Genomic DNA, 22578 nt, shown 5'->3' with positions numbered 1-22578 from the left:
AATACTAAAATTTCCATGCAATACGAAGGTGTACTAACAAAAATGCAGACAGAAGCGGGCAGCCCGATACAGTATTATCTGGTGTTTGAAAACAGCTTTTTGAATATGAACCAGTTATTGGGCAGAGACCTTGAGATTAATTTTCAGGGATTTAAGTGTCTTAACTGTGGTAAGAACAAAAAGATTTACAGAATGGGCTTTTGTTATGACTGTTTTTACAAAATTCCGCAGGCAGGTGACTGGATTATGCGTCCGGAGCTTAGTACGGCTCATTTGGGTATAGCCGACAGAGATTTAGAATTTGAGAAAAAAGCGCAATTACAGCCGCATATTGTATACCTGGCATCATCGAGCGATATGAAGGTAGGGGTTACCCGTAAATCGCAGGTTCCTACGCGTTGGATAGATCAGGGGGCATCGCAGGCTATTCCTATTATTGAAGTGCCTAACAGGTATTTGGCCGGTATAACCGAGGTAGCTTTAAAAGATCATTTTTCCGACAAGATAAACTGGAAAAAAATGTTGGTTAACCATGTGCCGCCAATTGATTTGGTTAGCAAGAGAAATAAAATAAAAGAATTACTGCCGGATGAGGTGAAGGAGTATTTTGATACCACCCCGGAACATTTGTATACACTGGAATATCCGGTATTACAATACCCTGCCAAAATAAGCAGCCTTAACCTAACCAAAACTCCTGCTTATGGTGGTAAGCTTATGGGGATAAAAGGGCAGTATCTTATATTTGAAGATGGTACTGTGTTTAACGTAAGGTCTAACGAAGGTTTTGAAGTAATTATTACTGTACAATAATAACAGTATCATTATAATAAAAAAGTCCCGCCATTGGCGGGACTTTTTTATTTATTCTTCTTTTTTGTCTTTCTTTTTAAAGAGTCCGTTTATTAATTCTTTTCCGGCATCTTTAGCTTTATCCTCGGCAGTTTGCTGCGTTTGGGTATTGGTAGTGTTTTCTTTAGAGGTTGCAGATGTATCTGTTTTTTCCTCTTCTTTTTTATTACCGCCTAACAGGTTATTAAGGGCATCTTTAACCTTATCTTCTCCCTGTTGTTTCAGTTTGTCTTTTTGCTGGTCTATAAGCTGGTTAGTAAGGTTGCCTACAGCTTTGCTAAGATCAGTGCTAACTTTAGGGTTATTAAAGCTACCGCTTACCACTGCATTAACCGGGATGCTAATTTTACTGGCATCGGTACCGTTTAGTGAGCTTATCAGTTTATTAACGTCGCTGCCTAAATATTTTGCAGGGACATTAAAGGCAATATTGTAGTTTATAGACTGGTCAAAACCATGCTGTCCGCCTATTTGTACATCAATATCCTGATACTTAATGTTGAAAGGTTTGATGTTAACCTTACCATTTTCAAAACTAAGATACGTTTTCAGGTTATTGATGTTAAGCTTATCTATATCAATAAAACTCAGGTTACTGTCAAGAGCCGTAAGCATTTTAGAGTTTTCTTTGTTTACACTGGTGTTAAGTAATTGTCCCAGTAAATCTCCGTTAAGGCTGTTAAGGTCAGGAGTCATTTCCTTACTGTCCAGATTACCTGATAGGTTTATGGTAGAGTTTATTTTACCACTAATAACATTCGCTATAGGTGCGATAGATTTAAGCATGTCCAGTTGTGTAAACGACTGGGTAATATCTACAGCGTTAAGCGATAAATCCATTTTGAATGTTGGCTTAGCGGCTTTGGTAGAAACATTACCGTTAAAGCCTATTTTACCACCAAATATATCAGTGCTGATATTTTGTAGTGCAACAGCCTCATCTTTAATAACCATTTTGCCCGATACGTTTTTCAGGTTCAGGTTGTCATAAACCACAGTGTTTGCTTTTGCAGTAATGGTACAGTCAAGGAAAGCAGGTATTTTAACTGCTTCAGATGATGATGTCTCAGTTTTTGCTTCGCCTTCTGTTTTAGCAGCAGGAGTTGCACTTTCCGGAGCCATAAAATCGGCAACCATTAACTGGTTGGAATTCATGTCGAAGTTACCTTTAAGGGTTTGATCCTTAAATATAAATCCGTAGAAGTTATCAAGCGTACCCGATACTACAATATCCGATTTTCCTGTTTTAGCCTTAAACTCGCTTAGTGTGATTCTGCTCGGGTTAAACTGTATACTTGCCTGGCTTATGTTAATTGGGTTAGGTAATCCTTCGCCCGAGTAGGTAAAGCCCGAAAGGCTCATGCTTCCGTTGTTCTGCATTTTTTCGTACTCACTTTTCTCTACCGACTGCATGTCGAACTTAGTAGAAAGGTTAGCTTTTAGTATTCCCGATAACGGAGTGTCTAACTGCACTGGGTAAGCCTTACCAACATTAGCCAGGTTAATGGTTCCGTTCAGGTCGGCATTTACAAGTGCGTTGTCAACTATGTTTCTAACAGTTGCTTTAGCGTTGAATACATCCTGATCTATCCTGAAGGACAGTTTGTCAAGGTTTACATAAGTATCGTTAAGTACACCTGTTTCGTTTATGATTTTGGTATCTATAACAATATTCTCAACAGACTTCGGAAGGTCAGGGTATTTAAATGAAGCGTTGTTTGAAGCAATAGCTACATTAAATGTAGGGATGCTGTTTTCGCCGTTAAGTCCTTTTACCTTACCGTCAATAGTAAAGTCGCCTTCGGTTTGAACCGAACTCAGGTTACCCGAATAAGCTTCCGGTACAAGTCCAAGGAAGTTTTTAAATGATGAGGTAGGGGTTTTAAAGGTAAGGTCTATTTGTTGCCTTTCGCCTTTAAGCGCCACGCTACCGTCAAACTCTAACGGAAGCTGATTTATAAATGCTTTATTCTCTTTAAATGTATAAATGCTGTTTTCTAAATCAATGCCTAATACTGCATCCAGCTTAAGTACAACATCCCTCATGTAATTGGTGTTGTCCATATCAAGGGAAAGTTTAGCCGATGTTTTAGTGTCAAGGTCCAGTTTAGAAGCAGCAAAGTTACCTTTGCCTTCATGGTTCAGGCTGTCTATAACCATTTTGATTTTAGAACCTTCGTCAAAATATTTAAATCGAAGATTTTCAATTTTGTAATTCTGCATGTTAAGGGCAAAAGGTTTACTTTCGCTATCATCACCCGGAGTATCTTTCTCGTCTGACTTTAAGGCAATATCAAAGTTACCTACACCGTCTTTGTTGATAAGGATGTTAATGATACCGTCTTTGGTAGAAAGCGATTCCAGGTTCATAGGTTCGCCTTCGCCTTTAAATAATTCCTTAACAGACATGGTAAGGTCTATATTACCCATGTATACCAACGTGTCGCCTTCAAACGGAGCCTTATTAATAATGCTCAGCTTGTCTACCGATACGTTTGCCATCGGGAAGTTTTTAAACAGGCTCAGGCTAACGTCTTCAAACGCTACGGTAGCGTCTACCTGTTCGTTAATGGCCTTGGTGACCATAGACTTTATTTTGTCTTTAAAAAGGAATGGCACAGATACCAGTGCAATAATGAGGATGAGCAGGATAATACCTGCCCATTTTAAAATTTTCTTGATCATAATATTTAGTTAGAAGCTCTAAAAATACAAATAAAGATTTATAACGTAAATTATCTGATTGTTATTTCATAAGGAAGAATTACCTGATTACCTCTAAGTTGGTTAATTCTTCTTATGCGTTGCAGCATAATATAGTTTTCCTCACCAATTTCTTCTTTGATAAGATCTTCTTTCGACTGTGCAAAAGGAAGTCCGCTTTTACCTGCAAGGAATTTGTCAAATGTCATTTCGTATTCAGGGTAGTTTACGGTTTTGTAGCTTTCGGTTTTTCCCAGTTGAGCTGCATAAGCAATAGCAGCATCAAGTCCGCCTATTTCGTCTACAAGTCCATTGTTAAGGGCATCCTTGCCCGACCATACGCGTCCCTGTGCAATAGAGTCTACCTGCTCAAAGGTCATGTTTCTTCCGGTAGCCACACGGTTTACAAAAGTGTTGTAAATGTTTTCCACACCTTCGGTAATAATGGCTCTTGTATCATCTTCAAGCGGAGTGAACAGACTGTAACCTGAAGCATTGTCGTGAGTACTTACTTTTTCAGTATGTATTCCCATATTGTTAGCTAACTGACTTACGTTAGGAAGCATACCAAATACACCTATAGAACCTGTAATAGTACCCGGCTCGGCAAAAATCCTGTTAGCACCACATGAAATGTAGTACCCTCCCGATGCCGCATAGTTACTCATAGAAACCACAACCGGTTTTACCTGTTTTGTAAGTTCTACTTCTCTCCATATCAACTCTGATGTCAGTGCGCTACCTCCCGGAGAGTTAACTCTAAGTACAACAGCTTTTACATTATCGTTCTCGCGGGCTTCTTTAAGGGCTTTTCTCATAGCGCCTTCGCCAATTATATCAAGTGAACCTTCGCCACTTCTTATTTCTCCCTGTGCATATACAACTGCAATTTCATCTTCAGCGCTATTAAGTAGGTCGCTTATTGAGTTGGCCTCAGCATAGTCAACAATATCTACCGAGTTGTATTTTTCATTTTTAGCAACTTTAAGTGCATGTCTAATACCGTCACGGTATTGATCTTCATAACCTACTTTATCAATAAGTTTAGTGTTTTTAGCCATTTCGGCAGTACGGGCAGCAAGGTTGTTGGCAATGCTGTTAAGGCTGTCTACCGGTATGTTACGGCTTTTGGAAATATCATTCACAACCGATTCCCATACTGATCCCAGCAATTCTGATATTTGCTCTCTGTTAGCATCACTCATACTGTTGCTAAGGAATGGCTCTACAGCACTTTTGTATTTACCGTGACGGATTACCTCCATCTTGATACCTGTTTTTTCCTGAAAGTCTTTGTAGAACATTATTTCAGAAGAAAGACCTTTAAAGTCAAGGTCGGCTACAGGGTTCATGTAAATAGTATCGGCAACCGAGTTCAGGTAGTAGTCAGACTGGCTGAAATTATCTGAATAGGCAACGATAAATTTACCCGATGATTTAAAATCTTCGAGTTTGTCTCTTAGGGCTTTGTTTTGGGCAATACCAAGACCAACTGCGCTGTTCGTGATAGTGATACCCTTAATTTTGTCGTCGGTTTTAGCCGACTCGATAGCGTTAAGGATGTTTATAAGTCCGTCGTGTGGTGTATCGTTTAAGAAAGAAAGTTTGTCGTTATAAAATTTTCCGGCATAGTCATTATGTACATCTTCAATATTAAGTTCTATAACAGAGTTGTCTTTTACAGTTACAACATCTTCGTTACCTCCGCTTGCTGCGGCGGCAATTCCTATTAATATCAATAGGAAGAAAGAAAGAAGGCAAAATATAAATATGCCTATTACGGTTGATAAAATGTTTTTTAAAAATTGCATGGTACTATTTTTTTATTGTGTAGTATATAAGTAGCATATGTACTAAAAGTGTTACAGTTGTTAAAGGTAGAATTTAAAAAAATATTTAAAAGAGGTGATGCAAATTTGTTAACACAGGTTTTAAATGTAACTGCCTTTAAAATTGTTTTAGTTACTTTGCAGCCTATGAAATTTCAAAACGAGGCCATATTATCTTTAGGGAGTAACCAGGGCGACAGGCAGCAGCATATAGAGGCATGTATTAATCATATTCATAACCATATCGCTACGGTGGTAAGGGTGTCGGGGCTGTATGAAACTCCGTCGTGGGGGTTTGAGAGCGATGATTTTTACAACTGTGCCATTATGGTACATACCCACAAATCGGCTAAAGTATTATTAGATGAAATACTGAAGGCTGAAATTGAAGCGGGTAGGATAAGAACCGAAGAGGAAGGTTACAGTGCCCGTTCTATTGATATAGATATTATAGCTTTTAATAATCAGATAATTTCGGAAACAGACCTGATAGTCCCGCATCCGCGTATGCAGGACAGGAATTTTGTACTCTACCCGTTAAAAGATGTAGGTCCGGGCTGGGAGCATCCGGTACTTAAAAAAGATATTGATGCCCTTATAGCACAATCACCTGATGACAGTAACTGTAAGTTGGTTTTACAACTAAATAATCCTATTAGTGATATTGCATTTAGCGGAGTGAATTATATGGCTGTTGAAGGTAATATAGGAGCAGGTAAAACCTCGCTTGCGGGAAGGATTGCCGAAGATTTTAATGCAAAAATTGTACTGGAGCGTTTTGCTGATAATCCGTTTTTACCTAAATTTTATAAGGAACCGGCACGTTATGCCTTTTCTCTTGAAATGTCTTTCCTCGCCGACAGGCACCAACAGCTTTCAGACGATATGTCCCAACTGGATTTGTTTAGTGATTTTGTAGTGTCTGACTATCATATTTTCAAGTCACTGATATTTGCTAAAGTTACCCTGACGGAGGACGAATACAGGTTATATCAAAAGCTTTTTGATATTATAAATAAGGAAACCCCAAAGCCCGACCTGTACATTTACCTTTACAGGAAAACCGATGCCCTGCTGCAACAGATAAAACAGCGAGGAAGATCTTATGAGCAGGATATTCAACCGGACTATCTCAATAAACTGAATAGCGGCTATATGGAGTATATAAGGTTGCAAAAAGACCTTAATATACTCGTAATTGATGTTGACGGACTCGATTTTGTGAACAATCAGCAGGATTATCTAACAGTGCTCAATACTATTAAGCAACACACCTTAGCGGATTAACGCAAAATGTCCTTTAATCTCGGGTTCAGAAGGAGATAGCTGTATAACATACCAGTAATCACTTGCCGGTAGATTGTGTCCGTTATAGGTGCCGTCCCAACTACGGTTACGACTGTTTAATCTCGTGATTGTTTTTCCGTAACGGTCAAATATCGTAATACTGGCATAAGGGTAATTTGCCATACCTGCTATAGTAAATACATCATTAACCGAATCGTTATTTGGTGTGATGTATTTAGGGATAAGTAGTACATAAAAGTTTTGAATATCAATACCACAGCCGTTTATAGAACGGGCATATGCCACATGCGGACCCGCATTTAGATTGGTGAATATGTTGGTTGACTGGTAATGTACTCCGTCAAGGGAATATTCATAATTCTCAGGGTCATTATTAGCCATTACTACTGTAGCATTGGTAGTATTTACAACAACTCTTTCAATATTTGGTGCCTGTAGTGCGGTTACAGTAAATGTTTTTGTTGCCGTACAGCCTGCTGTATTGGTGTATTCAACAGTGTAGGTGCCGGGTTCGGTTACAGTTATTGTAGCTGTCGTTTCCCCAGTAGACCACAGGTAGGTTACATTATTTGCTGTAGCATCAAGTGTAGCCTGACTGTTTTCGCAAAACACCACTTCTTTGTTTTCTCCGGTATCAGGTAATTCATTTACCGTGACAACAACAGCTTCCCTGTTTTCAGAGGCACATCCGTTATTTACTGCTTCGGCATAAAAAGTAGTCTCAGTGTTTATTTCAGGACTGGTAACGCTGCTACCTGTTGCAAAAGGCGAACCTCCTGTTGGGGTGGTGTACCATTGTACTGTCCCTGCCGAAGGTGTTGCCTCCAGTAATGTAGTGCCCTCACCACAAATAGGGGTAGGGTTGGTAATTGTTAGTGTCGGTATTGCTGTAACGGCTGCTGTAACGGCTGTTCTCGTTGCTGAGGTACAGGTTTCATCAAAAGCAGAGGCATAATAAACCGTTTCTGTACTTAATGACGGTGTAGTGAAACTGTTGCCTGTAGCAATAGGTGTTCCGCCTATTGCAGTGCTGTACCAGTATACAGTTCCGTTTTCGGCTTCTGCCTGTAATGTTACACTGCCCTCTCCGCAATTAGCAGCATCGGTAGTACTTGTAATGGTAGGTATGGTAAGTGTAGTACTTGCTGATATTTGTAATACAGGGTCACCCGGCATACCACCATATTCCACTATATAACCTTTAGGTTCATAATCTCCCGTGCTTCCGTTTACGGGTAAATCGTTCCATGATCCCTGTATCCCTACACCCGGTGCGGTAATATGGGCATAATCTTCTTCCCCTTGATTGTTAGGTTCTCCTGTGTTCCAGAAAGCATAATTTGGTGTAGAGCCGTTTACACCTCCGTTCCAAAAGGTAGTTCCGGCCTCGGGGCCTGTTACCCATTTCCAGACACCTTCGATTTGCGCATCACTTCCGCCTATCCATCCTGTTCCCGTAGCCTGTTCACCCACCAGTTGGGCTTCCTCTGCCGATAGTATGGTTGCAAGGTAGCCCTGCAATCCGTAATAGGTAGTATTTTCGGCTGCATCCCTGGCGGCTGTCCAGCTAATGCCTATGGATGGTACAAACTGATAGTAATGATCGGTAGAAGGAAGGTAATTTGCCTGGCCTATGGTTATAGAAAATGTTCTTGTACCATTGGGATTGGCCGATGTGTTATTGTAAACCACATTTTGTACGGCAGTGATAAGGCTGCTGTAGGGTACACTTTGCCCGCCTACGCCCTCAATGGTAAGTTTACCCGATGAGGAATTCCAGCTGCTGGTAATATTAGGTATGGTTGTGTTTAGCGAAAGTACATCCTGTCCGTTTACGTAGCCTGATGCTATTTGTATGTAAACGGCATTGGTTTCGGTATCGTCGGCATCAGTAATGTTAAAGGTGCTAACGATGTTTACCGGAGTGCCGGGGCAATATATCTGGTCGCCGGTGGCTGTAAGTACAGGAGGATTGTCCTGAGCTTTTGCGGTAAGGCTAAAAAAACAGGATACTAAAAGAACTAAAAATGCGGATTTATGGGACTTCATCCCGTAAAAGTAGCAAAAAAACGTTTTCTGGGTGTTAATGTTGTAGTTTTTGGAAGATATCCCATACAACAATACCTGTACTTACCGAAATGTTGAGGGAATGTTTAGTTCCTAATTGCGGAATTTCGATAGTGCCGTCGCAAAGTTTTATGGCTTCCTGCGAAACCCCTTTCACTTCGTTACCAAAAACAAGAGCATATCTTTTGTCTGCTTCGGGGGTAAAATCATTCAGGAAAATAGCGTTGTCCACTTGCTCAATAGCCCATACTTCTGCGCCGTCTTCTTTCAGGGAAGTAATAACATCGGTTACATTTTTCTGGTACTCCCAGGCTACGGTATCGGTAGCACCTAGAGCTGTTTTATGGATTTCTTTATGCGGAGGGGTAGCGGTAATACCACACAGGTAAATTTTTTCGATAAGAAAGGCATCGGCAGTACGAAAAACAGACCCAATATTGTGAAGGCTCCTTATATCATCAAGAATAATGATTACAGGAGTTTTGTCCGCTTTTTTAAAATCTTCAACACTTTTTCTATTCAGTTCGCTGTTTGCCAGTTTTCTCATCGTTCCGTTTTAATTTCCGTTTGCAAAAGTAATCATATTTATGTGATTTAATTATCCACCATTTGCTAACAGTGTACCCTAAGTTTTTTGGAATTTGATTAAATTCGCCTTTTAATTCAATCAGAAAAAAATACTCCCCTTGGCAACAAAAGAGAAAAAAGCGAAAGAGACCCCGTTAATGAAGCAGTATAACAGCATCAAGGTAAAATATCCTGATGCCTGCCTGTTGTTTCGTGTGGGCGATTTTTATGAAACTTTTGGAGAAGATGCCATAAGGACGGCAGGTATTTTAGGTATTGTACTTACCAAAAGAGGAAATGGCAGTGAAACCGAAACCGCTTTGGCCGGTTTTCCGCACCACTCGTTAAACACCTATTTACCTAAACTGGTTAAAGCGGGGCTTCGTGTGGCGATTTGCGATCAGTTAGAAGATCCGAAAATGACCAAGACCATCGTTAAGAGGGGAGTGACCGAACTGGTTACACCAGGGGTCTCCATGAACGATGAGGTACTGAGTGCCAAGTCCAATAACTTTTTGGCATCAGTTTACTTTGGTAAAAAAACACTGGGGGTTTCATTCCTTGATGTATCTACCGGAGAGTTTCTCACCGCTCAGGGTAACGAGGAGTATATAGATAAACTGCTGCAAAACTTCAGCCCGAGTGAGGTACTGGTTTCCAAACAGGAGAAAAGTAATTTCAGGCAGGCCTTTGGAGAAGATTATCATACCTTCTTCCTGGAGGACTGGGTGTATAAGGAAGACTATGCTTTTGAAAGTCTTACCAGTCATTTTCAGACCAATTCACTTAAGGGTTTTGGTATAGAGGAGCTGCAGGAAGGTATAATTGCATCGGGTGCGGTATTGTATTATCTTTCTGAAACACAGCATAAAAAAGTACAGCATATAACCTCTATTCAGCGTATTGCAGAAGATGCCTATGTTTGGATGGATCGTTTTACTATACGTAACCTTGAACTTTATAACAGTACCAACCCTAATGCGGTTACGCTTCTGGATGTTATAGACAGGACGCTCTCACCAATGGGAGGAAGGCTGTTAAAACGCTGGTTGGCACTTCCGCTTAAGGATGCTAATAAAATAAGAGCAAGGCATGAGGTAGTAACTTATCTTACTAAAAACAGCGGTGTGCTAGGAGAGATACAACAACAGATAAAACAAATATCCGACCTTGAAAGGCTTATCTCTAAAATAGCAGCAGGCAAGGTGTCGCCAAGAGAGGTAATTTACCTTAAAGATTCCCTTGATGCTATTGTGCCTATAAAGGAGCTTGCGCTTAAAAGTGATAACGAAGCTCTTAAAGCGATAGGTGACAGTCTGCACAGTTGTGACCTGTTAAGGGAGAAAATAAAAACTACGGTACACCCGGAGGCTCCGGTATCCATAAATAAAGGTAATGCCATCGCAACAGGAGTGCATCCTGAACTGGATGAGCTTCGCAGTATTGCCTATTCAGGAAAGGAATATCTGGAGGGTATTGAAAAACGTGAGTCAGAACGCACGGGGATTACCTCTCTTAAAATAGCCTTTAATAACGTATTTGGTTACTATATAGAAGTACGTAATACACATAAGGATAAAGTTCCGGCAGAGTGGATAAGGAAACAAACACTTGTAAATGCCGAACGTTATATTACCGAAGAACTTAAAGAATATGAAGCTAAAATATTAGGAGCTGAGGAAAAAATACACCAACTGGAAACACAATTGTTTGAACAGCTGGTGGTATGGATAGCCTCTTACATTAAGCCGGTACAGTTAAACGCCGGACTGGTAGCACAGCTGGACTGCCTGTCGTCGTTCTCGCAACTCGCAATGGAAAACAAATATGTTTGTCCTGATATAGATGATAGTCATGATCTTGAAATTAAGGAAGGTCGTCACCCGGTTATTGAAAAACAACTTCCGGTGGATGTACCTTACATTACTAATGATGTTTACCTGGACAGAACTTCACAGCAGATTATAATGATTACGGGTCCCAATATGTCGGGTAAGTCGGCCATACTAAGGCAAACAGCACTTATTGTGCTACTGGCTCAAATGGGGAGTTTTGTCCCTGCCGAAAGTGTTAGGATGGGTGTGGTAGATAAAATATTTACCCGTGTAGGAGCATCAGACAATATCTCTATGGGAGAATCTACTTTCATGGTAGAAATGAATGAAACAGCCTCTATCCTTAACAATATATCAGACCGAAGCCTTATCCTGTTGGATGAGATTGGTCGTGGTACCAGTACTTACGATGGTATCTCTATAGCATGGGCTATAGCCGAGTTTTTGCACGAGCATCCGGCGCAGCCTAAAACTCTTTTCGCTACCCATTACCATGAGCTCAATGAAATGCAGGATATTTTTGAGCGTATTCAAAACTATAACGTGTCGGTAAAAGAACTTAAGGATAATGTGCTTTTCATCCGTAAACTGGTAAAAGGAGGTAGTGCCCATAGTTTTGGTATTCATGTGGCTAAAATGGCGGGTATGCCACAAACGGTTATCCAAAAGGCACAAAAGCTGCTTAAAAAACTGGAGAAAGATCATTCGGGTGAAGCACTGTCCAGTGGGAAAGCGGCTAATGACGACGAACTACAATTGAGTTTCTTTAATCTTGATGATCCGTTACTGGAGGAAATAAAAGAGGAAATTGTCAACCTCGACATAAACACGCTAACCCCTGTAGAGGCGCTAATGAAGCTGAATGAGATTAAGCGAATGCTGGTAAAATAAAACCTTTAAAAAAGTTTTAATTTTAAAATTAACGTTATCAACAGGTTATATTTTTTGATTAATTTTTTTTAAAAAAACGCTTGCAGAATTGAATAAATGTGCTACATTTGCACCGCAATACAGAAGCAAACAGCGATTGTAATAATGCGAAAATAGCTCAGTTGGTAGAGCGCAACCTTGCCAAGGTTGAGGTCGCGGGTTCGAACCCCGTTTTTCGCTCAAATACTACCAAAATGCTCGAGTGGTGGAATTGGTAGACACGCTGGACTTAAAATCCAGTGGGTAGTAATGCCCGTGCGGGTTCAAGTCCCGCCTTGAGTACTATAAAGCCTGAACGAAAGTTCAGGCTTTTTTGTTTTAAAAAATTGATATGTAATCCTAAATCTACTTTTATTGTACTTGTAGTAAATCTAAAAAAAAATGTTTCTGAGAGTGTACGCTTTTGTTAAGGATTGTTAGATTTATATTGACGGACTTCAGATTCATTTGGGGTAAAAGAATATTTTTTATTTTGATAAGTTAACATCCAATCTAAGAAAGTAGAATATTGCTGAAGATTTTCTTCTTTAATGTTTTTCTTTATGCTTTTTATCCATTCTATAAAATTATCTAAGCCACAATTTATATATTCTTTTAAGTTTAAATCTGAAGAAGACCATTGGTTTCTTGTTTCTATAAGTCTATTCACTTGATGAATAATTTTTTCTCTTTGTTCGTTCTTATCAAAAATATTAGCAATGAATACATGATCGAGATATGTTATTGTGTCTCGAGCATTTTTATGTAAAAAGATTGTGCTAAAATGGGTGGTAAAATGATTAATTAAGATTTTTTTATAGTTATTGTAGTAAAGGCTAAAACCAAAGAGGTTGAAATTATATTCATAGAAAAACATAGAAGTCTTTAAGAGTTTTGTAATATCTCCATTATATTGGTCAATTTCAAGTGCTAAAATTTTTATTAAAATTTCATTTAATTTAGATTTTGTAAGTATTTTAAATTCATTTATTTTTTCTCTATTAGAACGAATTTCGAAATCTCCGGTCTTAAATGATTCATCATTAGGGGTTTGTGAGTAATGAAAATTTAGTGTTCTCATGAACAATGCAAAGTTATCGGTAAGGTTTGTGAAAATTTTGGATTCAAGAAGATTTAAATATGATGAGGTGTAGGCTGTCTCTCCAAGATAAATAATATTAAGTATTTCAACTTCATCCACAAATCCTAATAAATTCTCTTTAATGAGGTCTAATACTTGTATGAATTCTTGAGCTGAATTTATGTTTTTTGTATTGAGTATGTACTTTTTTATATCTTGCCTCAGATGATATTCATCATCACTGTGTGAAATTTTATCTTTAATCAATTGGCTTAGATTGTTGTCTTCTATGGCTGTAATTAATTCAGTAAATGAAAAGGCTTCATCATAAATATTATTATTTAAGTAAATAGGAAAGTATCGTGTTTGATTTATTGCTCGTGTTTTTTCATTTGTTTCATTACTTGGGAATAGTTGTTTTAGTATTGAAAAAATGATGATTTTATCATGGTTACTGAGCATAGGTGTTTCTAGCTTATCTAAATTAATGTATCCAAATTTTAATACAATTGATTCTCCAAATAATAGAGGTAGTCTTTTAGAAGAAAAATTTTTATGCATCCATTTATATTTGAATAGCAATAGCTTTAATAAAACATAACTATCAAGGTCAATATCGGCTAACTTTTTTAATATCTTGATATTTATATATAATTCATTGAAAAATTTTTTCACATCTCTTCTTGACTCAAAAAATAAAGCCGGAGATAAAGGAATTTGTTCTATGCTATTGGCAGAAATGGTTGAAGTTTCCGTGTTAGTAGAATCATGAAACAATTCCGATTCAACTATATCCTGTTTTTTTTCATAGAAAAGTTGATTGATTGAGTTGGTTAATAGTTTTTTTTCGTCATCACTTAAGCCCTCACAATCATTGATTAATTGGCATAAATGAATAGTGTAGTTTTTTGGTTTAGGTGTATTAAGATTAATTTCTAAATTGAATATTTTATCTAAGAAGTAATTATCAATCTGCGACTGTTGTACTACATATTCTCTGTCAAGTCCACATATAAAAATCATATTTTTAAACCCTGCAATGTTACGTAGGATTCGTAGCGTTTCTAAAATTTCATTTTTATTAAGCCGGTCTATATCATCTACAAATACTATTATTTTTCTATCTATACTTTCAATAATATTATTTACTTCGTTGTAAAAATCTTTGATTGTATCTGCATCAGAAAAAATATTGTCAGTTAATGATTTTAATGAACTAATTAATTTATTGTCAATTAGAGCAAGCATCTCTTTTAAATAATTGTCAATCGAGTTTTTTGAATTACCTGAAAACTGTGATAATTCTTTCTTAAGTTGATTAAAAAAGTTATTTACGATAAGTTTTTCATCTTGATGTTGCCATACATTAAACCAAATCGTTATAGGTGTAACTGACGTAATTTTATTTTCTTTTAATTTATACTCAAGTCTTTGTAAAAAGCTAGTTTTCCCAACTCCCCAAATTGAATTGATACCAATTATAAATGATGATTTGGGGTGGAGGTTATCTACTGCCGTAATAATTTCATCAATTAATTTCTCATAGTCATGCTCTAATGTTTTATCATGTGGTAAATCTTCAACTAAATATGATTTTTTTCTCTCTTCGGGCTTAGTTTTTAAATTGTTAATCCAGTGCATAAAGCGATCATAAACTATCCAGTTTTTTCCATATATGTTTCTTATTATCAATATAACTGTCATTATCAATAATAAATAAAGAGCATCTGTATAATAGATACTTCTGCAATATGTTGAAAATCTGAGAGAGTCAGAATTATCATTGCGTAAGAAATTATAAATAGCTACTATGAAGAAAATAAAAAAATTACTTTTATTTGAAAGGCGATAATTTTTAAAAATTAACCAAGCATAATGTAATACGATTAATATGCATCCGGTATTAAACCAAAAACTAAATCCATTACTATTTATCTCTTTATCTGTTAAGATTGTAAGATTAGCTAAAGCGTTAGAGATTTTACTTTTTAATAAACGTGCTACAATTATAATAATAAACCAAGTGAAAATAATAGACAGGTTTTTCTTAATTAACCCATAAATGGGAGTTCCTATTCTAATTAAAACTGATGTTTTTTTAACTGCATTATTTTGCATGATATTTTAGTTAGGTGTCTTAGTCAAAAAGGATAACTTTATTTGAAGGTAATTTCTTCATTAAGAGGTATTGAATTCATTTTTATTTATCAAATATAAAGAAGAATTGATTAAGCAGAGATATGTATTAAGTGTAAATGTCTATTTAAATAATTGTTTTTAATTGAAATTAGCTTCTACTTTACCCGTTAATACCTCCTGTTTACCTCATAAATTTTTAGGTGTTAAAATCAAAAAATAAATTTGAGTAAAAGAAGTAAGAAAGGTTATGATGAGGCAATTCCCGTCACAAATATTCAGGTCCCGTCAAAGGGAAGTGCATAAGGATTCAGGTAGTAATACCGCTTCGTTGTTTAATACAGGAGGAGAGGGTGGTAAGGAACCCTTTAATTCTCTTATTGCATTTAGGGAGGTAGTATTACATCCCGGGCAGTTTGTTAAACATTTATCCGGCAACGAAGCGCATATTATTATCCCCCTTGTCGGGGCGCTTGAATATCAGTGTAACAATGGTATTGTAAAAGCTATAATGCCGGGTGAGATTGTGAGTATTTCATTTCCTGAAACATTATTAAAAATTAATAACCCTTATGATAAAGATCCGGTTATATACCTTGAGGCATCTTTTTCCCAAAAACGCTTTATTGAAAGAGTTGAGCTTAGTATTGTCGACCTTGATGTGCGCAATAAATTGCATGCATTTGTTCAGGGATTAACCGGATTAAAAGGGTATATAGGAATGTATGACGGGCGAAGGGAAGAGCTGTACAAGTTGCAAAGTCCTGATAATGGCCTGCTGATATTTGTAATTAGCGGAGCATTTGAGTTAAGTGGCAGGCTGCTGGAAGAGCGCGATGCCCTTAGTGTGTGGGATTGTGATGAGATAGATTTTGAAGCCCTGTCTGAAAGTGCCGTAATACTCCTTATTGAAGTGTATAAAACGAGTTAACCGCAAAAAAGTAGTGGTTAACCTCAATTTTTAAATAAAGGGAAAATTAGCCCGTTAAGAATATAAAGCTCATTGACTAACTTAAATACTATTTATAATGGAAAGAAAGCAGTTTTTTAAGAACATGGGGCTTGCGGGGCTTGCCCTTACAGGATTTAGAGTTCTTAACTCCTGTAGTAATGATGACGATTCGGTAACCGGAGATACGTCCGGTAGTACAGATACAGGAGGCGGAACCGATAGTGGTTCGGGATCAGGTACAGGTGGTGGAGGTACGGCTAACTGTGTTGTTGCCCCCAGCGAAACAGAAGGGCCGTTCCCTACCAAAACACCTTCAAGCCTGGTGAGAAGTGATATCACTTCAGACAGGACAGGGGTGCCTTTTAATATTGATATTATAATCCAGAATGTAAACGACGACTGTAATGTGCTTGAAGGTGCTATTGTGGATATTTGGCATTGTGATAAAGATGGAAACTACTCGGAGTACGGAGGTACAGGTATGCAGCAAACAGATTATACATCTGTACACTTTTTAAGAGGAAGGCAAACTACAAATGCCGATGGTCAGGTGGCATTTACCTCGATATTTCCGGGATGGTATACCAGTAGAGCTACCCACATCCATGTACACGTTTATAATGAATCGGGCAATTCACTGCTGGTAACACAAATAGCATTCCCTGAAAGTAATGACAGTGCTGTGGTACAGGTTAACGCTTCTACCGAGAATGGTTATACAAAGGGTATGAGCGGTTATACATATAATGCAAACGATAATGTTTTTTCAGACGATACTGATGGTGTAGAGGTTGGTGCAATTACCGGAAGCTTAAGTGAAGGTTTCACTATTACACAAACCATTAAGGTTTCGGCTTAATAATATAAAAATAAACAGTCTTCATAAGGTTGATTAGGTTTTTTGTTGGTTAATTAGAAAAAGAGAGAAATTACGTTTCTCTCTTTTTCTTATTTAAAAAGTACTGAATTATGGCAAAAGCAAAAATACGTTTGGCGTTAAGGGTGATTATAGGTCAGTCTTCGGTAGCTAATTGGGAAAAATACATTTTTGAAGATACGTATAAGGAATACCTTATGCAGCAACAAAGGTTTAACAGTAAGGAAGAACCTGTAAATACGTTTAGAGAACTGCTGGCGGTTAACCCGGGGGCAGATCAGTTGCATTTCCTTACCGGTATAGCAGCCGATAGTTATATTGCTCAGTTCAATAAAAGCTTTTACAGGTATACCGATGTGTTGGGAAGTACATTTTTCCCTTTTACGGGGTATAAATTTGATATAATCAATACCGATATAACCGATGTTTCTAAGCATAAGGTGGGGATTACTTTCTATTCACCCCTTTTTACTTTTTTAGGAGTGATTAATAATGCTTACCTGGTTTCCCTTAATACCGATGATACTACAGGGTATGAAACCCTTATGTCCCCTTTACAACCGCAGCTTTCCATATGTTATTATGAAGGGGAGGGTGAGTTGTAGTGAATAAAATATTTACCTGCTTAACTTAATAGTAATGATTTATAAATATTTAGCAGACGCTTAGTTAATTTTAGATGCTGTTATTTGCAGTGTCGTGGTAAAAATCTTCTTTATAAAATATTGAATCAGATTATAAATCTGAAACCAACTAAAAAATTTTTATAAAGATGAAAACCAATTTTCTAAGAGTACTGATCGTAGCGTTCAGTGCAATTGTTTTTGTTAAATGTTCCACTCCGGAAACAGAAGAAACCAACACAGTAGCCTTTAATACAAAAGTTACTAATGTTCATCCGTTTTTAAACTGTAATTGTAGTGAGAGTGCTACAAAAGTAAGTGGTAGTACTGCTGCTAACTGGGCGAACCAGTTTGCACCACTTGTTAAGTTTGACCGTGCGGCACCTGATTATCCTGCTTCTGTAGAGGCGGTATGGTCCAGTTCTGCCGATGGCGGTAAGGTATGTGAAGGGCAACTTGCCCTTACAGATGCAACAGCGCCTACAGCACCTGTTTTTCCTACTTATTATGATGTGCAGCAGCACCCGTCTGATTCTGATAAGATTTTTATCGAATACTGGTTTACATATAAACGCCAGGAGCCTTGTGCGATAGGACAGGGAGGTCACGATTATGACTGGGAGCATATCGTGCTACAGGTTAAAAAATCGACTCAAAAAATACTAACTGTTACTTATTTCCAGCATGGTGGCTGGTATACTAAAGACTGGAGAAATGTATCTTCCGGTACTACTGTAGTTGCTTATGTGGGTAAAAAAGCACATGGTATGTATCATAACTCACGTTCTTCAAGCTTCTTTGGTTACGAGTGTACTTACTATGGTGATTACAGAAATCCGGCTGATGCAGGAGACGAGTATGGTACCTGGAATGATTTAGTAGCTATGTCTTGCGAAAAAACCGAGTTTAACTTTAGCGGTACATGGGGAGCTTCGGGTAAAGGGCCTCTTTTCCGTACACGTGATTTCTGGAATTTTGCTGCCTGTAAAGGTACTGACGGACTTTTTGGTACCGACGGCTGCAGCCAGTGTGACTTTGGTAACAATGTTATTATAGGAAGCATCAACTAACAAACTATAAGGATTTATACCACGACCTGATTCAGTATTTTATAAAGAAAAGCATAAGACTGTCTTCATTACGAAGGCAGTTTTTTTATACACCAGTTTTTACAAAAAGGTTGTCTTTTTAAGGTTTTAAAGAACAATAATCCTGATTTAACAATTTGGTAACCTTTTTAAATAGTATTTTTTAGATGATAGGGGTACTTAATGTCAACAGGTTAAAGGAGGTTTTATCCGCGACATTCCCTTTTTTTACCATCATAAAATAAACTGAAAAGACTAAAAAGATATTGCCATAAACTCCGGTTGTGATTGTGGCCTGTTGCAGCAGGTTACAATACTAAGCGTAGCCGGACTGTAGCAAGTAAAGTATCAAATTTTGATTTTGATGTGTTTGTTAGGTTTACTAAAATGAAAAGCCCCGCAACTGCGGGGCTTTTATGCTTTTACTTACTAAAATCTTAGTGAGCAGCTTCTTCAGCGTGAGCCTCTTCTGTGTGAACTTCTTCAGCAGCAGGAGTAGAATCGTTAGCAACTTCTGGAGCAGCTTCTGGAGCAACTTCTTCAGTTGTAGCTTCTGGAGCAACTTCTTCAGTTTGAGCTTCTGTACCTTCTTCTTTTGCAGTTTCTTTACAAGAAACGAAAGAGATCATAGCCATAACAGCTAGACTTAAAACAACTTTTTTCATCTTACTAAATTATAAAGGTTAATTATTAATTCGAAGCAAAGATATAAATTTTTTGACATCACAAAATAAATAGTGCTAAAATTTTTAAAAATCTTTTATGCTTGAAATTCAGGCTTTTAAATACATCGTTTTCGGTGTAAACACAGGGTTTTTGACACTATGTACTCAAAAAGATTCTTAAAGATGTTTTTTAACCGTTCACTTTGTTTTTGTAAGGTTATCCCGAACCCTTATTTTTTTCTTTTATTTACAATTTCCATCTCGTCAATAAGGCGGGTACAACCTGCATATTTGTCTATAATAAACAGTACATAACGCATGTCTACCATTATATTTCGGCAAATAGAAGGGTCATAATAAATATCGCTCATAGTACCTTCCCAAACGCGGTCAAAGTTTAATCCTATAAGGTTACCTTTTGCATCGATGGCAGGACTACCCGAGTTACCTCCTGTAGTATGGTTTGTGCCTATAAAACATACCGGCATTTTTCCGTTTTCACCATATTGCCCGAAATCTTTTTTATTGTACAGCTCGATAAGCTTTTGCGGAACATCAAATTCATAGTCACCCGGTACATATTTTTCCATAACACCGTCAAGGTAAGTTACAGGCTCGTAATACACAGCATCTCTTGGAGAATACCCTTTAACTTTACCATAGGTTACCCTTAGTGTACTGTTAGCATCTGGGAAAATACGCGCATCTTTAGGACTAAGCTCTAAAATACCTTTCATATAGGTGCGTTGTAATGCTTCTATCTCTAGGTTTATTTGCTCGTATTTAGGGTTAACATTAGTAATGAAAGCATCTGATATGGCTTTTACAAGCTGGAAACCTTTATCATTGTTCAGTTTTTCCATAACCTCTTTAGCATCACCGCTTAAAAGTTCTTTAACGCCATCGTAGCTGGTAAGTTTTGATTCGCCGTAAATGTTTTTGGTTAAAAGCTTATAATCGGCATTAATAAGTCCGGCGGGTAAAAACTGTTTAGGTGATTTTGTAGCATATAATTCAATAAGCTTTTCAAATACCTTTTCATCTACGTTTTTATTGAAGTCTTTGTATGTCCCTTCAAGAGCGGCAAGAGTGTTGCCTTTACGGTCGTTAAACGACTGCTCGCCTCTCATATTATATACCTGCTCTAACTGATATAACCTGAAGCCTACAGTTAACAGTTCGGTGTTTCTTAATACAACTTCAAGGAAGTAATCCCTGCTAAGGGCATAAGGTGCAATTTCGTTATATTTTGCCTCAAACTCATTAAACAGATTGCCGTACTCATTTTGTTTTCCGGTTTTGTTAGCCTGCTCTATAAAATTTTTCTCGTAAGCTTTTTTAGCAGCTACAGCATTGGTTTTTTCAAGACCCTGAGATTCGCCTATCCATTTTTTCCAGTAGTTGGCAATACGGGCATATTTTGCTGCATATTGTATTTTTATAGCAGGATCCCTTCTCATAAAGCTATCAGTCACTTTTAGGGCTTCATCCCTTATCTCGATTTTTGCAGGATTAAGGCTGCTTAAAATCTGCTCTACAGCAACCGAAGGAAGATATTCTGTAGTTCTTCCAGGGTAACCGAAAACAAGTGTAAAGTCGTCTTCCTGAATTCCTCCTATAGATACAGGGAAGTAGTGCTTAGGTTTGTATGGTACATTATCTTTTGAGTAGGCTGCCGGACGGTTGTTTTTGTCGGCATATATTCTAAACATAGAGAAGTCGCCCGTATGTCTTGGCCATACCCAGTTATCTGTATCAGAACCAAACTTACCTATTGATGATGGTGGTGCACCCACAAGGCGTACATCAGTATATGATTCTACTACAAAAAGCATATACTGGTTACCTTCATAAAAAGTACGTACCCTGTTTTCCTGCCAGCTTTCCTTTGGGGAATTTTTAGTTACGTTAGCTATATTTTCCTGAATTTTTTTCTGCTTTGCTTCTTCATCGGTAATGGTAGATGTTCCGTTTAAAACCTGTGTAGTTACATCTTCTATTTTTACTATAAAGGTAACTTCAAGATCCGGGTTAGGAAGCTCGTCTTCCAGTGTCATTGCCCAAAAACCATCGGTAAGGTAATCGTGCTCTACGGTTGAGTGAGCCTGTATTTCACCATAACCACAGTGGTGGTTGGTTAATAACAGTCCGTTTGGTGAGATAACTTCCGATGTACATCCTCCGTTAAACTGAGGTACGGCATCTTTAAGGCTGGAATGGTTTACATCATAAATGTCTGAAGCCGACATTTTCATGCCCAGGCTTTTCATTTCTTTCTCGTTCATTCCTTTAAGCAGGGATGGTATCCACATGCCTCCCTGTTGCGCATAGGCAGGGATTACCAGTAAAAGGACAAGCAGTCGTAAAAATTTCATAGTGTTTCTTAAAAAAAGTTTAGTGGACGCAAGTTACAATTTTTGAAACAAAATAGCATAATTGGTGTTTTTGTTTGCTATATGTGTTATATCTTTCGGTATTATTGGTAATCTGTTAAAAAATGTTCGATAAAATAATTGCTCATGTAAAACGGTTTGTGCCCCTCTCGCCAAAGGAGGAAGAGATACTGTGCTCTTATCTTAAAATAGAGGAGTATGCTAAAAAGAAACACCTGCTGGAAGAAGGCGAAATGTGTACAGGCAAGTATTTTGTAAACAGCGGAGTGGTGCGTATGTATACCCTTAATGAGAAGGGGGTGGAGCAGGTAATTCATTTTGCTATTGAAGGATGGTGGATTACCGATTATTTTACTTTTAATACCAATATGCCAGCCAAGTGTGGCATACAGGCTGTAGAGCCTACGCAAATTATAGTTATAGATGCAGCAGAGCAGGAAGAGCTTTTAAAGGAGCTTCCGCAAATGGAACGGTATTTCAGGCTGGTGCTTGAGAAAGCTTATGCTGCCTCCCTTATGCGTACCCATTATATGTTCAACTTCTCGGCAGAAGAGCGCTATAGGCATTTTTCGGAACACTATCCCGAATTCGTGCAGCGGGTTCCGCAATACCTTGTGGCATCTTATCTTGGTTTTACGCCTGAATTTTTAAGTATGCTCAGGGCAAAAAAGGGATAAATGTGTTTTCTTAAAC

Annotated in this window: 15 protein-coding genes and 2 tRNA genes; 10 read left to right on the top strand and 7 right to left on the bottom strand. The window is 37.8% G+C overall.

Annotated features, from left to right (window positions below):
* Positions 1-15: 15 nt before the first annotated feature.
* On the top strand, positions 16-813 hold the full coding sequence (locus Q763_RS13225; protein ID WP_035135093.1) for a DUF2797 domain-containing protein: 798 nt from the start codon (positions 16-18) through the stop codon (positions 811-813).
* A 51-nt stretch (positions 814-864) separates the two neighbouring features.
* Here the strand turns inward: Q763_RS13225 and Q763_RS13220 are convergent, their stop codons facing one another.
* Positions 865-3537 (bottom strand): AsmA-like C-terminal region-containing protein, encoded by a 2673-nt coding sequence (locus Q763_RS13220; RefSeq protein WP_035135091.1) that lies wholly within the window; start codon positions 3535-3537, stop codon positions 865-867.
* Between the two features lie 50 nt (positions 3538-3587).
* Entirely contained in the window at positions 3588-5366 is a 1779-nt protein-coding gene (gene sppA, locus Q763_RS13215) for a signal peptide peptidase SppA (RefSeq protein WP_035135089.1), read from the bottom strand.
* 165 nt (positions 5367-5531) lie between these two features.
* On the opposite strand from sppA, the gene folK reads away from it, so the two are divergent.
* A complete protein-coding gene (folK, locus tag Q763_RS13210) occupies positions 5532-6671 on the top strand; it encodes a 2-amino-4-hydroxy-6-hydroxymethyldihydropteridine diphosphokinase (protein ID WP_035135131.1) in 1140 nt (379 codons plus the stop codon).
* Here the strand turns inward: folK and Q763_RS13205 are convergent.
* Both Q763_RS13205 and Q763_RS13200 read right to left on the bottom strand, forming a co-directional pair.
* On the bottom strand, positions 6660-8741 hold the full coding sequence (locus tag Q763_RS13205) for an Ig-like domain-containing protein (protein WP_052123442.1): 2082 nt from the start codon (positions 8739-8741) through the stop codon (positions 6660-6662). The genes folK and Q763_RS13205 overlap by 12 nt on opposite strands.
* A 34-nt stretch (positions 8742-8775) precedes the next feature.
* Positions 8776-9306 carry an RNA methyltransferase gene (locus Q763_RS13200; protein WP_035135087.1) on the bottom strand — a complete coding sequence of 177 codons (531 nt, stop codon included), beginning with the start codon at positions 9304-9306 and terminating at the stop codon, positions 8776-8778.
* A 139-nt stretch (positions 9307-9445) separates the two neighbouring features.
* Here Q763_RS13200 and mutS point away from each other — a divergent pair, with 139 nt between their 5' ends.
* The 3 genes from mutS (at position 9446) to Q763_RS13185 (ending at position 12373) form a co-directional block, all read left to right on the top strand.
* Complete coding sequence (gene mutS / locus Q763_RS13195; RefSeq protein WP_035135085.1) at positions 9446-12052, top strand: DNA mismatch repair protein MutS; 2607 nt, start codon at positions 9446-9448, stop codon at positions 12050-12052.
* Between the two features lie 146 nt (positions 12053-12198).
* Positions 12199-12271, top strand: a tRNA-Gly gene (locus Q763_RS13190).
* Between the two features lie 16 nt (positions 12272-12287).
* A tRNA-Leu gene (locus Q763_RS13185) sits at positions 12288-12373 on the top strand.
* A 124-nt stretch (positions 12374-12497) separates the two neighbouring features.
* On the opposite strand, the gene Q763_RS13180 is transcribed toward Q763_RS13185, so the two are convergent.
* A complete protein-coding gene (locus Q763_RS13180) occupies positions 12498-15269 on the bottom strand; it encodes a KAP family P-loop NTPase fold protein (protein ID WP_035135082.1) in 2772 nt (923 codons plus the stop codon).
* Between the two features lie 268 nt (positions 15270-15537).
* On the opposite strand from Q763_RS13180, the gene Q763_RS13175 reads away from it, so the two are divergent.
* The 4 genes from Q763_RS13175 to Q763_RS13160 all read left to right on the top strand — a co-directional run bounded on the left by Q763_RS13175 (position 15538) and on the right by Q763_RS13160 (position 18809).
* Positions 15538-16218 carry a pirin family protein gene (locus Q763_RS13175; protein ID WP_157499436.1) on the top strand — a complete coding sequence of 227 codons (681 nt, stop codon included), beginning with the start codon at positions 15538-15540 and terminating at the stop codon, positions 16216-16218.
* A 97-nt stretch (positions 16219-16315) separates the two neighbouring features.
* Complete coding sequence (locus Q763_RS13170) at positions 16316-17098, top strand: dioxygenase family protein (protein ID WP_035135078.1); 783 nt, start codon at positions 16316-16318, stop codon at positions 17096-17098.
* Between the two features lie 110 nt (positions 17099-17208).
* A complete protein-coding gene (locus Q763_RS13165) occupies positions 17209-17721 on the top strand; it encodes a hypothetical protein (protein ID WP_035135076.1) in 513 nt (170 codons plus the stop codon).
* A gap of 167 nt (positions 17722-17888) precedes the next feature.
* Entirely contained in the window at positions 17889-18809 is a 921-nt protein-coding gene (locus tag Q763_RS13160) for an NPP1 family protein (protein WP_035135074.1), read from the top strand.
* 455 nt (positions 18810-19264) lie between these two features.
* On the opposite strand, the gene Q763_RS13155 is transcribed toward Q763_RS13160, so the two are convergent.
* On the bottom strand, positions 19265-19492 hold the full coding sequence (locus Q763_RS13155) for a hypothetical protein (protein ID WP_035135072.1): 228 nt from the start codon (positions 19490-19492) through the stop codon (positions 19265-19267).
* Between the two features lie 230 nt (positions 19493-19722).
* Positions 19723-21867: a S46 family peptidase gene (locus tag Q763_RS13150; protein WP_035135070.1), complete on the bottom strand. Its 2145-nt coding sequence runs from the start codon at positions 21865-21867 to the stop codon at positions 19723-19725.
* 122 nt (positions 21868-21989) lie between these two features.
* Between Q763_RS13150 and Q763_RS13145 the strand changes: the two genes are divergently transcribed.
* Positions 21990-22562 (top strand): Crp/Fnr family transcriptional regulator, encoded by a 573-nt coding sequence (locus Q763_RS13145; protein WP_035135068.1) that lies wholly within the window; start codon positions 21990-21992, stop codon positions 22560-22562.
* Positions 22563-22578 lie beyond the last annotated feature (16 nt).

This window comes from Flavobacterium beibuense F44-8 (genome assembly GCF_000769915.1).
GTDB classification, from domain to species: domain Bacteria; phylum Bacteroidota; class Bacteroidia; order Flavobacteriales; family Flavobacteriaceae; genus Flavobacterium; species Flavobacterium beibuense.
This window is presented reverse-complemented; position numbering and strand designations above follow the sequence as displayed.

What these genes read in the sequence shown, in the direction of transcription:
- Q763_RS13225 (WP_035135093.1), top strand. Translation starts at nt 16, where the DNA reads ATGCAATACGAAGGTGTACTAACAAAAATGCAGACAGAAGCGGGCAGC.
- Q763_RS13220 (WP_035135091.1), bottom strand. Translation starts at nt 3,537, where the DNA reads ATGATCAAGAAAATTTTAAAATGGGCAGGTATTATCCTGCTCATCCTC.
- sppA (WP_035135089.1), bottom strand. Translation starts at nt 5,366, where the DNA reads ATGCAATTTTTAAAAAACATTTTATCAACCGTAATAGGCATATTTATA.
- folK (WP_035135131.1), top strand. Translation starts at nt 5,532, where the DNA reads ATGAAATTTCAAAACGAGGCCATATTATCTTTAGGGAGTAACCAGGGC.
- Q763_RS13205 (WP_052123442.1), bottom strand. Translation starts at nt 8,741, where the DNA reads ATGAAGTCCCATAAATCCGCATTTTTAGTTCTTTTAGTATCCTGTTTT.
- Q763_RS13200 (WP_035135087.1), bottom strand. Translation starts at nt 9,306, where the DNA reads ATGAGAAAACTGGCAAACAGCGAACTGAATAGAAAAAGTGTTGAAGAT.
- Q763_RS13180 (WP_035135082.1), bottom strand. Translation starts at nt 15,269, where the DNA reads ATGCAAAATAATGCAGTTAAAAAAACATCAGTTTTAATTAGAATAGGA.
- Q763_RS13175 (WP_157499436.1), top strand. Translation starts at nt 15,538, where the DNA reads ATGATGAGGCAATTCCCGTCACAAATATTCAGGTCCCGTCAAAGGGAA.
- Q763_RS13170 (WP_035135078.1), top strand. Translation starts at nt 16,316, where the DNA reads ATGGAAAGAAAGCAGTTTTTTAAGAACATGGGGCTTGCGGGGCTTGCC.
- Q763_RS13165 (WP_035135076.1), top strand. Translation starts at nt 17,209, where the DNA reads ATGGCAAAAGCAAAAATACGTTTGGCGTTAAGGGTGATTATAGGTCAG.
- Q763_RS13160 (WP_035135074.1), top strand. Translation starts at nt 17,889, where the DNA reads ATGAAAACCAATTTTCTAAGAGTACTGATCGTAGCGTTCAGTGCAATT.
- Q763_RS13155 (WP_035135072.1), bottom strand. Translation starts at nt 19,492, where the DNA reads ATGAAAAAAGTTGTTTTAAGTCTAGCTGTTATGGCTATGATCTCTTTC.
- Q763_RS13150 (WP_035135070.1), bottom strand. Translation starts at nt 21,867, where the DNA reads ATGAAATTTTTACGACTGCTTGTCCTTTTACTGGTAATCCCTGCCTAT.
- Q763_RS13145 (WP_035135068.1), top strand. Translation starts at nt 21,990, where the DNA reads ATGTTCGATAAAATAATTGCTCATGTAAAACGGTTTGTGCCCCTCTCG.